Below are 12,966 nucleotides of genomic sequence, written 5' to 3'. Positions count from 1 at the left end.
TATCACTAGCGACAAGTCCGATATCTTGTTAACAGATTATTTTGATTTCATTTTGGCCAGTTTTCGTCGTTCGCGAAAAAAGCTTTTGAGTATTTGACTACTGTGCTCGCTACAAAGACCTCTGTTTACTTGAATACTGTGATTATAAAAAGGCTGCATCGGCAAGTTCATCTGACTACCAACCATACCTGCTCTTGGCTCACTCGCCGCATAGACTAGCCTTTCTACCCGTGCGTGAATCAGCGCCCCAACACACATTGTGCAAGGCTCTAAGGTAACATACAGCGTTGTCTGTAATGGCAAGCGATAGTTGTTTAAACGGGTACAGGCATCTCTCAATGCGATAATTTCGGCATGTGCAGTCGCATCATGGCGGCCAATTGGCTCATTGAATCCCTGCCCTATGACCTGCTGATCGTGTACTAGTATCGCCCCTACTGGCACCTCTCCATGCTCAGCACCTTGCTTAGCAAGCTTGAGCGCTTCTTGCATCCACTTAACGTCTTCAGTTGACCAAAATGTACTGGCCTGAATGCCTTCGATATCTGGCTGATGATTAAAGAGTTGAGATGGTTTCAAGCTTGTATCCGGTATATTTGTCATTTATTGCGGTAACTGCCAGTCAATCGGTGTTTGGCCGTACTGTACCAAATAATCATTGGTCTTAGAAAATGGTTTAGAGCCAAAGAAACCACCACGGTTAGCAGCAAGCGGTGAAGGATGCACAGCCGTCAGAATAAGATGCTTATCTGTATTGATATACTTGCCCTTTTTCTGTGCTTTACTGCCCCATAATATAAACACTGTATGCTCCGTTTGTTCATTGACCACATCAATCACCGCATCAGTGAACTGCTCCCACCCTTGATTTTGATGGCTATTCGGCTCACCCTCTTTTACAGTCAATGAGCTGTTTAATAACAATACTCCCTGCTGCGCCCAATACGTCAAATCGCCATGCGCTGATGGTTTTAGCCCAATATCAGTAGCCATTTCTTTCAACAGATTATTAAGCGATGGCGGTTTTGGAATAGCTTTTGGCACAGAAAACGATAACCCCATTGCCTGTCCTGGACGATGGTAAGGGTCCTGACCTAATATCACAACTTTGACTTGTGATAAAGGCGTCAGGTTAAAAGCATTAAACATCAACGGTGCTGGCGGATAAATGCTTTCCTCTGATTGGTACGCTTCTTTTAAAAACGCACGCAGATTATCCATGTTATCAGAGGTTAGCTCATCTGCTAATGCTGTTTTCCAATCTGTTGGAAGGCGTACATTGTCTAAAATCGATTGCTTTTGCTCGGGGGTTTTGGTCGTCTGCTCATCAAACAGTTCCATAATATATCCTTTTTTATTTGTTATACATCATATAAATACTGCATCGGATTGCATGAATAAGTCTTTCACATTCGAATGAATGGACTCATGCATTGGCTTTATGATGAATTATAGCAATAAAAAAACGGCTACCGTAGCAACATGGTAACCGTTCTTGTCTTATTGATAATAAAAGACTTAGCTAGCTAACGACTCAGAGTCCGGATATGGCTCATGCGTTTCAACGACGGTCAAAATAATACGACTGTCTGACGAACCTTTATCTGACGTTTTACCATTGGTTTTTTCAATCTTAACAGACTTGTCATCTTGCTCAGTACTGTCTTCAGGCTCTAGCGTTAGATGTACAACCCCACCATTGACCAAGTCACCAAACAAAATCATGCTCGCCAATGGCTTTTTGATCTCGTCTTGAATCAGACGCTGCATAGGACGTGCACCCATTAGGCGATCGTAGCCTTTATCAGCTAGATAGTTACGGACATCATCGTCAATCTCTAAAGTCACTTGCTTATCATCAAGCTGCACTTGCAACTCAACCAAGAACTTATCAACAACTGACACCACTACTGAAGTATCCAATGGATTGAACTGAATGATAGCATCAAGACGATTGCGGAACTCTGGCGTAAAGACACGTTTGAGCGACTCTGTGTTATCACGACTATGGTCTTGCTGAGTAAAGCCCATAGATGAGCGGCTAATACTGTCAGCGCCAACGTTGGTGGTCATAATAACAATAACTTGCTTAAAGATAGCAACACGACCATTGTTGTCCGTCAAAGTACCGTGATCCATCACTTGTAGTAACAAGTTGAATACATCCGGATGGGCTTTTTCGATTTCATCAAGCAATAACACGCAATGCGGATGTTGATTGATCTTTTCCGTCAGCAAACCACCTTGATCATAACCAACATAGCCTGGAGGTGCGCCAATCAGACGTGAGGCGGTATGGGCTTCCATATACTCTGACATATCAAAGCGAACTAATTCCACGCCAAGTAGATTGGCTAGCTGACGTGATACCTCTGTTTTACCAACACCTGTAGGACCAGCAAACATAAACGAGCCGATAGGCTTGTCTGGTGCTTTTAGACCTGCACGAGACAGTTTAATCGCATCCGCTAATGTCTCAATCGCTTCATCTTGACCAAATACTAAATGCTTAAGGTCGCGATCTAGATACTTGAGAATACTCTTATCATCGCTAGACACTGACTTGGGTGGAATACGTGCAAGCTTGGCAACGATGGCTTCAATATCGGCTACATCGATTTTCATCGGTGGTCTTTTTTTCGCAGCTTTTGAATCTTTAGATGATTGAACGCGATCATTGGCTTTAGCAGTATCTGCTTCATCCTGCATTTCATTACTGTCAATTTCGCTGTGAGTCACACTGTCAAAATCTTCTTCATCAGCATCAATCTGAGCATCAAAGTCTTGCTCTAAATCAGCAATGAAGCTTTCTTCTGCATCGATATCATCCGCATCTGGAATCACCCCCAAACGCTTGTAAGCACCCGCTTCATCAATCACGTCAATGGCTTTGTCTGGTAAAAAGCGCTCATGAATGTGCTTAGCAGATAACTGAACGGCAGTAACCAATGCTTCGTCTGTATATTCGACGTTATGAAATTCTTCATAACGAGGCTTTAGACCGCGTAAGATGTCGATACTGTCATCAACGCTTGGTTCTTTTACATCAATTTTTTGGAAACGACGTGATAATGCATGATCTTTCTCAAATACCTGACGATACTCGGTAAAGGTCGTAGAACCTATACAACGTAACTCACCATTAGCAAGTGCCGGTTTGATCAAGTTTGACACATCCATATTGCTACTCATTGACGACCCTGCGCCAATAATCATATGAATTTCATCAATGAATAAAATCGCATTGGGTTTATTCTTTAATGCGTCAAGCAACAACTTCATACGTTTTTCAAAATCACCTCGGTATTTTGTCCCAGCGATCAATGAACCAATATCTAGGCTATAAATAACGCAACCATTCAACGGTTTTGGTGCTTTGTCATTGATAATTAACCATGCCAAGCCTTCAGCGATAGAGGTTTTACCAACACCAGGCTCACCGACGAGCAACGGATTGTTTTTACGGCGACGACACAATACTTGAGCAGCACGCTCAATTTCAGAGGCACGTCCAATCAATGGATCCGTTTTACCTTCAGCGGCGCGCTGATTTAAATTGGTGGCAAACTCAACCAATGGATCTTTGCTGGTTTTCTCTGAGGCATTACGGCGCTCACCAGTCATCGAAGCACGCGGCTCAGAGGGTTCTTCTTTATCTTGACCATGTGATAAATACTGAGTCAGCTCAAGACGGCTGATACCTTGCTTTTTAAGCAGGTAAACAGCATAGGTGTCATGCTCTGAGAACATAGATACTAAAATATCCGAGCCTTCTACCAAACGGCCACCACCAATAGATTGCACATGAAAAATAGCACGTTGCAAAATACGATCAAAACTTTGGGTAGGCTGCGGTGATTGCTCTGTATCTGCATCTATCGTTGGCGTATGCTTATTGATATAAGCTTCCAATTCAGTACGCAGCGTTGAGACATTTGCATTGCAAGCAGTCAATGTATTGGCGGCGTGCGTATTTTCTAGCAATGCCAGTAGTAAGTGTTCAACAGTTAGATACTCATGCGACTTTTGACGCGCAAGGGTCATTGCTAAACGCAAAGAAACTTCAAGATGACGACTTAACATAACAACTTCCTACGGTTATACCTATCTTTATAATTGATAGCTTTATGAATGAGTTAGTAAGTAAATCAGGGCGATAGATGGATTGTTCAAGGGTAATATCTGTATTATTGAAATATCTTACTAAATGACACTGTCTAGGCATTGTATAAATAACAGTACTGTCTATCATCAACCAAGAGTGTTGATAACTCATACTTGCTGTTCTTTATATCAACACGATACTCAATCAGAGTCAATCTATTAAAAACGACTAAAGTGTATCAAAGCGTGCTGTACACCAGCCGTGTTAGAGATAATAAATGATAAAAGCTTAGAGAGTGAAACAGATAAAAGAGAAATTGAGCGAGGCAGCAGAGGATTTGGATAGTGTTTGTTTAAACACTAAAATAAACAAGATTCTAAGAAAAATAGCTATCTAGCTCACTGTAGAAAGTGAGCTTTTTATCAAAACTAATAATAGATAAATAAAAAATCAAGGTCAGCATTACAGTGAAACGTAGTTATTCGCCTTGATGCGGCTCTATTTGAGTCAATAGTGGATAGCCTTCACGATGCGCCAAACTATTTACTTTTTTGGCCTTGGTCTCAGCAATGTCTTTTGGATAAATACCCGCGATTCCCTTGCTAGCATTATGAATCGTTAGCATAATTTCAACAGCAGAGTCCATACTGTGACGAAACTCTGATTGCAGAATATAAACGACAAATTCCATAGGCGTGTAGTTATCATTGTACATAACGACTGCATACATCGGCGGCTTAGCCACTTCCGGCTCTGCCACTAGTACGTCTGCTTGCGGTGACGTTTCGCCATCCGTATCCCCATCTTGCGCACGGTCAGCAGGCATGTTTGGGAGATGCCAATCAGAGACGATTGGCGTAGTCTGTAATATTGTTTGATTTATCATAATTATGGTACAAATTAATAGGTATGTTTATTACGAAATAAAGGATAGTAAAGAGAGGTAATCGCTAGTTTAATACAATTAGATTTAACACTTTCAGATATAGTATCAAGCTCGCTGAGTCTACTGTTTGTAGTACTGTTACTCTCATATATCAGTTATCTAGAACCGGCTAAGGCTTAATAGGACTGTCATCGACTTCTGGTAAATCTAAAAGTGATAGTGGCATGTTATCAACTCGCGCACCGAGCTTCCAATCATAGAGCTGTTCTACTTCCTGCCCGCCTGCTTTCAAGCTGAGTTTTACTTGTAACGGCTTAAAGCTAGATGGCATAATAAAGCGACCACGAATACGAACAATGCCTTCAATCGTATCAATTGGATGATCTAGAGGTACTTCTACAAAGTCATCATCATTGAGCAGTGTCAATGTTGGCGTTAGACGTTTTGACATGCCATCACTGGCAAGCATTCCAACATCAAACATATACTCAAAAGCATTTTCGGGTAATGGTTTAATATGAGCGCCAAGCACCTGTAACGGCATGCCGCCGTTGCTACTAACGATATCAGCATATAACTCATTGAGCTGCGAAAGCTGTCTGTTTTCAACCGTCAATTCTTGCTTGTTTTCACTCAGCTCTTTTACATTTGCTAAGCTTATCGCCAACTCTTGCTTGGCAGTAGCCGCCTGATTGATCGCTATTTTATGACTAAGACGCGTGTCTTCCAGCTCTTTGGTCGCCTCTTCACTATTGATTAGTGCTTGCTGGGTTTCCGTCTCCATAGAGTGGTAGCCGCGCTGATAGCCGAGCTTATGACCAAATATCAATCCAACCATGGCCGTTACCAGTATGACAACCACGAATAGCGCCAATACCAATGTAGACGCTCCTTGCTGCTCGCGGCCCATAGAACTTACTGGGCTAAAACGATGGCGAGTGGCGTCTGTACACGATGAACGTGCTGACTGTGAGCAAAAGCGTAATACAAACTTAACACGCATTTAGGCGGTATCTCTTAACAATAAGTACCTGTTATTATAGCGGAATTTATAAGCAATACCTAGCAACATAAGTGCCAACAGTTCAATGTCAGAAATTTATATTATGGGACGATAGGAGCGAAATTCAGCCCCATTGACTCATCAAAACCAAACATAACATTCATATTCTGTACGGCCTGTCCTGCTGCCCCTTTGACCAAATTATCTTGTACTACGATGACAGTCAACTCATCACGATCATTGTCTTGATGCACAGCAATACGTAAACGATTACTGGCACGTACACTACGTGTATCAGGGTAAACACCTTTTGGCATCACATCAACGAACGTCTCTGATGCATATGCGTTTTCAAACGCCTGTTGCCAGTCGATAGCAGCCCCAGCATCCGTCAGTTCCATATGAATTGAGCTTAGCATACCGCGTATCATCGGTACTAAATGCGGTAAAAAACGAATACGATGGGTAAACTGACTGTCTAATAATTGTGCAACACCCTGCTCAATCTCAGGTAGATGACGATGCCCCTCGACGCTATAAGCTTTGAAGTTATCTGTTGATTCAGCATAATTTAGCGCAAGCGAGGCTTGGCGACCCGCTCCAGACACACCAGACTTTGCATCAATGACAATACGAGATTCAATCAAGCGTTCTGCTTGTTTATTTTGTCCTTCAATGATCGGCTTCAAACCCAAAATTGCAGTAGTTGGATAACAGCCAGGGTTGCCCACCAACAATGCATTTGCAAGTTTATCGCGATTGACTTCAGGTAGTCCATAAACAGCGGTCTTTAACAGCTCAGGACATGCATGTGACTGTTTATACCATTTCTCAAAGTCAGTCAATGACTGCAAACGAAAGTCAGCAGCCAAATCAATGACCTTGACGCCTGCTTGAGTAAGCGCTTCAGCTTGCTGCATTGCCACGCCGTGTGGTGTCGCAAAAAACACCACATCACACTTTTGTAGCGTCGCAAGCGTATCGTCACCTAAATCGCTAAAGACGATATCTGATATACCGCGTAGGCTTGGGAATATCTCATCAGCTCGAGTACCAGCTTCACTACGCGAGGTTAGCAAATCAATAGATACTTCAGGATGAGCAGATAATAAGCGAATCAGCTCAATACCCGTATAACCTGTACCACCAACAATCGCTGCTGAAATCATAAGATATCCTTTTTTCTTTTACTCAGTAAATAGCAGATAAATATAACGTCTATCTTGACGCTTATAAGCTTTGCCTGTCTAAATTTTAGATTTTGTAATCGTGCACCGCATCGATAAACACTTTTGCATTGTCAGGGTTGACCCACTGAGTGATGCCATGACCTAAGTTTGCGATATAACCTGTTTTTTCGCCGCTAGCATACGCACTATCTAGCATTGCATTTACTTCAGCGCGAATCGTCGCAGGTGAACCATACAAGGTTGCTGGATCCAAGTTACCTTGGATGGCTTTGCTACTTTGTAGTTTTTTATGTTGCTTGGTCAGTTGACGCTGACTGTCAGTCAATACCTGACGTGCACGGTCAATCGGCATCGTCCAGTCTAGACCTAACACATCGGCTTCGCTATCAGCTTGAATGTCTAACCATAGCCCACCACCTTTCGTAAACAATACCACTGGTATTTCTGGATGGCGTACCTTTAGCTCAGCGACGATACGCTTATTATAAGCATGAGAAAAGTCAATAAACTGACGATGACCAAGCGCGCCGCCCCAGCTATCAAATATCTGTACAATCTGAGCACCAGCAACGATTTGTGCATCTAAATAATCAATAACAGACGTTGCCAACTTATCTAATAATTGATGCAAAAACTCAGGATTGCTGTATAAAAAACCTTTGGTATAACGATAATCTTTTGAGCTGCCGCCTTCAATCATATAAGTGGCTAGCGTCCACGGGCTACCAGAAAAACCAAATAATGGTACTTGACCATTTAGCGCTTTACGGATGCTCGTCACAGCACGCATGACGTAATCAAGAGAGTCATTAGCGTCTAGCACAGGCAATCGATCAAGATCTGCTTGCGTACGAATAGGATGCTTAAACTTAGGACCTTCGCCCGCCTCAAAGTATAAGCCCAGTCCCATGGCATCAGGAATGGTCAAGATATCACTGAATAAGATAGCAGCATCTAAATCATAACGACGTAATGGCTGTAGAGTTACTTCGGTGGCACGGTCTGTATCTCTACACAGACTCATGAAATCGCCGGCTTCAGCACGGGTGGCTTTATATTCTGGTAAATAACGGCCTGCTTGACGCATCATCCAAACTGGGGTGGTATCTATCGTCTCAAATCGTAGTGCTCGCAGCAATCTGTCGTTTTTTAATGGCGCAAAGTCGTGCTGAGTCGAGTTACTATTGTCTGAAGCACTCATGTACAAATCTCCAAAACAACAAAGTATTCATACTTATCGATGAATACTTTGTTGGATAAAATACGTTAAATAAAAGAATGATAAATATTTATAGAATGGTCGTAGCAACATCTCAGTTTCAATATTATTAATACATATTTAGACTGAGACTATGTACACACCAAGCGCTTCTATATTATTAATGTACTATACGGTTAGTGCCAAGTTGTCACGATGTACCATGACAACACGCTCTTCACTGCTACCAAAAATCCTATCAAACTGCTCTGTACGCTCACGTGCTACTCGATGTGCATCCTGCGATGAGAAGTTGACTTGCCCAACCGCGATACGTTCACCAGTATCTTGATGGATGATTTCAACCACATCACCTTCATCAAAACCACCACGGACTTCGACAACACCGACCGGTAGTAGACTTCTATTAAGCTCAGTCAATGCCTTGGCAGCACCTGCATCTACAACCAAGCTACCTGACATGCGTAAATGCGCAGCAAGCCATTGCTTACGGGCGATAATCTTATCTTCATCGTTAGTCGTCAATAGCGTACCAACCGCTTCACCTGATACTACACGAGTAATGACATCTTCAATGGCACCGCTCACAATAACAGTTGGACAGCCACCCATTGCAGCAAGGCGACCAGCACGGATTTTGGTTAACATACCACCGCGTCCTAGCTTACCGCCATCACCAGCTATATCAAATAAATAATCAGCCATCGCGCGCTCTTGACGAATCATTTTTGCATTAGGATTGTCACGTGGGTTATCTGTGAACACACCATCTTGATCGGTGAGGATGATATACAAATCAGCATTGACCATCGCAGCAGCCATTGCCCCTAATGTATCATTATCACCGAATTTGATTTCATCAATGGTAATAGTGTCGTTTTCATTGATAACAGGTAGCACGCGCCATTCTAATAATTGCGTCAATGCACCTGTCGTATTGAGATAACGGCTACGATTAGACAGATCATCATGAGTCAGTAGCAGTTGCGAGCTTTGGATACCATGTTGGATCAATGCTGACCACCATGTTTCGATCAAACCCATTTGACCAATAGAAGCACAGGCCTGTAGTGCGGCTAATTTTTTAGGGCGCTCCTCAAGGTTCATACGTACCACACCTTCAGCAACAGCACCTGACGATACTAACAGCACTTCGACGCCTTGCTTGTGCAGCTTAGCAATCTGCTTGGCCCACTCGTATATGGCAGTTCGATCCAGTCCTCGACCGTTATTGGTTAACAACGATGAGCCAATCTTGACAATAACGCGCTGAATATCAAAGTTGCGATTTTGCTTAACAAATCTTGCTTCTTCGATCGTGTTTTCTATGCCATCTGCCATATAAACTCCTTTTTATCTTATGAATTGATTAGGGGATTGATTTAAAAAATTCAGGTATATCAGTTCAAGCTTGTTCACTTACTACGGAACGTAAACCACTTCGACACCATCTTCATCATCGAAGTCGTCATCATCGTCATTTAAGTCTAGTCCTTCACGTGCTGCTTTACGAGCTGCACGATAGGCTTCACGCTGAGCTTCAGTGTTGAGACGCACTTCTACTTCTAAGCGCTCAAAACGTGTTCTTTGTGCTTCAGCGAAGATAGGATCTTCTAGTTCACGCTCACGCTCTAGTTCAATCTCATTCATTAAATGATATTTAACCGCATCAGTCCCTTCGCCCATTAGTGTTGACGTGCGAAATACATCTCCTGTCCAACCAAGCTCGGCAACAATATGGGTACAGAGCTCATCTAACTCTTCTTCAGGCACCTGATCGATTTTGTTTAATACCAAAATCTGAGGCAAGTTGGATAACTCAGGCGAAAAACGTTCAAGTTCATTTAAGATAACACGAGCGTTGGCTACTGGATCGCTGCCATCAACTGGCTTTACATCAACCACATGTAACAATCGACGTGTACGCGCCACATGCTTTAAGAAACGGATACCAAGTCCAGCACCTTCTGAAGCACCTTCGATCAAACCTGGAATATCTGCCATTACAAATGAGCGATGACGACCGATATCGACTACGCCTAGATTCGGAACGAGTGTGGTAAACGGATAGTCAGCAACTTTTGGTCTAGCAGCAGAAACTTGACGGATAAAGGTAGATTTACCAGCATTAGGCAAACCAATCAAACCAACATCAGCCACTACTTTTAGCTCAAATTTAAGAACTTTTAACTCACCTTCAAAACCAGATGTCGCTTTACGCGGTGCTTGGTTGGTAGAGCTCTTGAAATGGGTATTGCCCAGACCACCATCACCACCTTTGGCAATTAGTAACGTCTGACCAAGTTCAATCAAATCACCCAATACTTCATCTGTTTCGGTATCAACTACCGTGGTACCGATAGGCACTGGTAAGAACAAATCATCAGAACCCTTGCCTGAACAGTTTCTACTGTGACCGTTCTCTGCTCGCATGGCGTCATGACGACGGGTATAACGATAGTCAACTAGGGTGTTGGTGTTGTCTTCTGCAATGACATAAACATCTCCGCCTTTACCACCATCACCACCATCAGGGCCACCACGTGGGACATATTTTTCTCGGCGAAAACTGGCGATTCCGTTACCACCGTCACCTGCTTTTACCGTTACGACGGCTTCATCAATAAATCGCATTTTACTTTCCTTAATTCACAATCCAGTTTATATACTGGTTACAACCAACGGTTATATTATGGGGTTTTACTGTGTTGTCACAAAAAATATTGTGACAAAATAAGCGCTAAAAGCACGCTACTTGTATTTGATATTCAATATGAAAATAACACCCGATAATCAATCGGACTATCGGGTGTTTAAGTATGACAGCTAACGCAATGTCAAGCTATCCAAACCAGCCGCTATTATGGCAAATTTTGCAGTATGACCGCACCAATTTACACAATATCAGATAACTGGTTTGTTATGCTTAACGTTCTATGCAGGAACCTGAGCGTAGCTGATTCCGGCCATCTGTGTCGCCAGACGCAATACCTGAGTACTATAACCTACTTCGTTGTCATACCAAACATACACAATAGCTTGATTACCAGTCAGAATAGTCGCTTGCGCATCGATGATGCCAACATGAGTCGTGCCAACGAAATCTGTTGATACGGCTTCTGTAGAATCTGTATAAGCAATCTGCGACTGCCAAGTGCTGCTGTTGGCAATTTTACGCAAGAATTCATTCAACGCTTCAGCACTTTCTGGTGCCGTTTTAAGCGTTAAGTTCAAAATTGCTAAGCTGACATTTGGTGTTGGTACACGAATGGCGTTGCCCGTTAGCTTACCACTCAATTCTGGTAATGCTTTACCAACTGCTTTTGCTGCGCCTGTGCTCGTGATAACCATATTCATCACTGCACTACGACCACGGCGGTCTGCTTTATGGTAGTTATCAACCAAGTTTTGATCATTGGTAAATGAGTGAATAGTCTCTACGTGACCGTTTTCGATACCGTACTCATCATTCAATACATTTAGCGTTGGTGTAATAGCATTGGTCGTACAGCTGGCAGCACTAACGATAGTGTCATCACCAACCGTGTCATTGTTCACACCATAAACGACGTTTTTGATATCACCACCAGCAGGGGCAGTTAGTAGTACTTTTTTCACGCCAGTAGATTGTAGATGCTTGCCAAGGCCTGCTTCGTCTTTCCAGATACCCGTGTTATCGATAACGAGAGCATCGTTGATACCGTAAGCGGTGTAGTCGATTTCACTAGGATCTTTCGCATAGATAACTTGTACAAAACGACCATTAATAATCATGCCATTGTTGTCATCATCGATGCTGATGCCACCCAAAAATCTACCATGGATCGAATCACGCTCAAGCAATGAAATACGTTTGGCCAAGTCACCAGCTGCTGCTGGACGTACGACGATAGCTTTTAATTGCATACCTTTTGCACTTGACGCTTGCGCCAGTAATAAACGGGTCAAGATACGACCAATACGGCCGAAACCATATAATACTACATCTGTCGCGCCATTCACGGCACCTGCATTATTAACAGATTTTAGCGCAGCTTGTACGTCAGTGTCATTAGCAATCAATTGACCAACATCGATACGAGTGGCTTGGATATCTTTGCTCTCTGCGATGACTTTTACCATCGCTAACGTATCAGCGATATCAATAGACTTAGCACCATGGTCACGCAACGCAACTTTTTGATGCAAAGCGAGTATTTGACCAACTGAGGTAGAGTCTAGCGTTTCGCCGAACAAAGTCACTTGTACGTCTTGCGCATTATAGAGCTTATTCAATAACCCCATTAGCTCAATCGCTTGTTGCTCTTGATTGTTATAGTTGCTTAAGTGGTCTTGATGTAATTGGCGTAAGGTATCAGCGTTGCTCACGAGAAACATCCTTATGGTCAGTAATGTATGATCAATAAAATATGAAGAAATATGAAATAGATAGGTTGTGTATGCTCTAAATGGTGACTCTAATATGATAATCAACCACTATCAATATGGGTTATTGACACTAGAGTATTTGAATCGCATAGATTTTAGCCTAAAACGCCTCATTTTGCCAGTAGTAACCGATTA

10 protein-coding genes are annotated in these 12,966 nt (G+C 42.7%); all 10 read right to left on the bottom strand.

The window, feature by feature from the left end; genetic code table 11:
* Nucleotides 1-36 precede the first annotated feature (36 nt).
* The gene (gene tadA / locus IPZ60_RS06275; protein WP_194196997.1) at nucleotides 37-603 is read right to left on the bottom strand and encodes a tRNA adenosine(34) deaminase TadA; all 567 of its coding nucleotides are present in this window, start codon (nucleotides 601-603) and stop codon (nucleotides 37-39) included.
* On the bottom strand, nucleotides 604-1,341 hold the full coding sequence (locus IPZ60_RS06270) for a uracil-DNA glycosylase (RefSeq protein ID WP_194196996.1): 738 nt from the start codon (nucleotides 1,339-1,341) through the stop codon (nucleotides 604-606).
* A gap of 177 nt (nucleotides 1,342-1,518) precedes the next feature.
* Nucleotides 1,519-4,083 (bottom strand): ATP-dependent Clp protease ATP-binding subunit ClpA, encoded by a 2,565-nt coding sequence (clpA, locus tag IPZ60_RS06265; protein WP_194196995.1) that lies wholly within the window; start codon nucleotides 4,081-4,083, stop codon nucleotides 1,519-1,521.
* A gap of 500 nt (nucleotides 4,084-4,583) precedes the next feature.
* Nucleotides 4,584-4,991, bottom strand: coding sequence for an ATP-dependent Clp protease adaptor ClpS (locus tag IPZ60_RS06260; protein WP_194196994.1), 408 nt, complete (start codon nucleotides 4,989-4,991; stop codon nucleotides 4,584-4,586).
* Nucleotides 4,992-5,160: 169 nt separating this feature from the next.
* Nucleotides 5,161-5,994 (bottom strand): hypothetical protein, encoded by an 834-nt coding sequence (locus tag IPZ60_RS06255; protein WP_194196993.1) that lies wholly within the window; start codon nucleotides 5,992-5,994, stop codon nucleotides 5,161-5,163.
* 101 nt (nucleotides 5,995-6,095) lie between these two features.
* Nucleotides 6,096-7,163 (bottom strand): N-acetyl-gamma-glutamyl-phosphate reductase, encoded by a 1,068-nt coding sequence (gene argC, locus IPZ60_RS06250; RefSeq protein WP_194196992.1) that lies wholly within the window; start codon nucleotides 7,161-7,163, stop codon nucleotides 6,096-6,098.
* Nucleotides 7,164-7,248: 85 nt separating this feature from the next.
* On the bottom strand, nucleotides 7,249-8,385 hold the full coding sequence (gene hemE / locus IPZ60_RS06245; RefSeq protein WP_194196991.1) for a uroporphyrinogen decarboxylase: 1,137 nt from the start codon (nucleotides 8,383-8,385) through the stop codon (nucleotides 7,249-7,251).
* 186 nt (nucleotides 8,386-8,571) lie between these two features.
* Nucleotides 8,572-9,744 carry a glutamate 5-kinase gene (gene proB / locus IPZ60_RS06240; RefSeq protein ID WP_194196990.1) on the bottom strand — a complete coding sequence of 391 codons (1,173 nt, stop codon included), beginning with the start codon at nucleotides 9,742-9,744 and terminating at the stop codon, nucleotides 8,572-8,574.
* Between the two features lie 81 nt (nucleotides 9,745-9,825).
* A complete protein-coding gene (gene cgtA / locus IPZ60_RS06235) occupies nucleotides 9,826-11,037 on the bottom strand; it encodes an Obg family GTPase CgtA (RefSeq protein ID WP_194196989.1) in 1,212 nt (403 codons plus the stop codon).
* 300 nt (nucleotides 11,038-11,337) lie between these two features.
* Nucleotides 11,338-12,780: a glyceraldehyde-3-phosphate dehydrogenase gene (locus IPZ60_RS06230; RefSeq protein WP_194196988.1), complete on the bottom strand. Its 1,443-nt coding sequence runs from the start codon at nucleotides 12,778-12,780 to the stop codon at nucleotides 11,338-11,340.
* Nucleotides 12,781-12,966: the final 186 nt, after the last annotated feature.

This window comes from Psychrobacter sp. NG25 (assembly GCF_015234355.1).
Lineage (GTDB): Bacteria > Pseudomonadota > Gammaproteobacteria > Pseudomonadales > Moraxellaceae > Psychrobacter.
The sequence above is the reverse complement of the archived record's forward strand: the minus strand, read 5'-3'. Positions and strand labels throughout refer to the sequence as shown.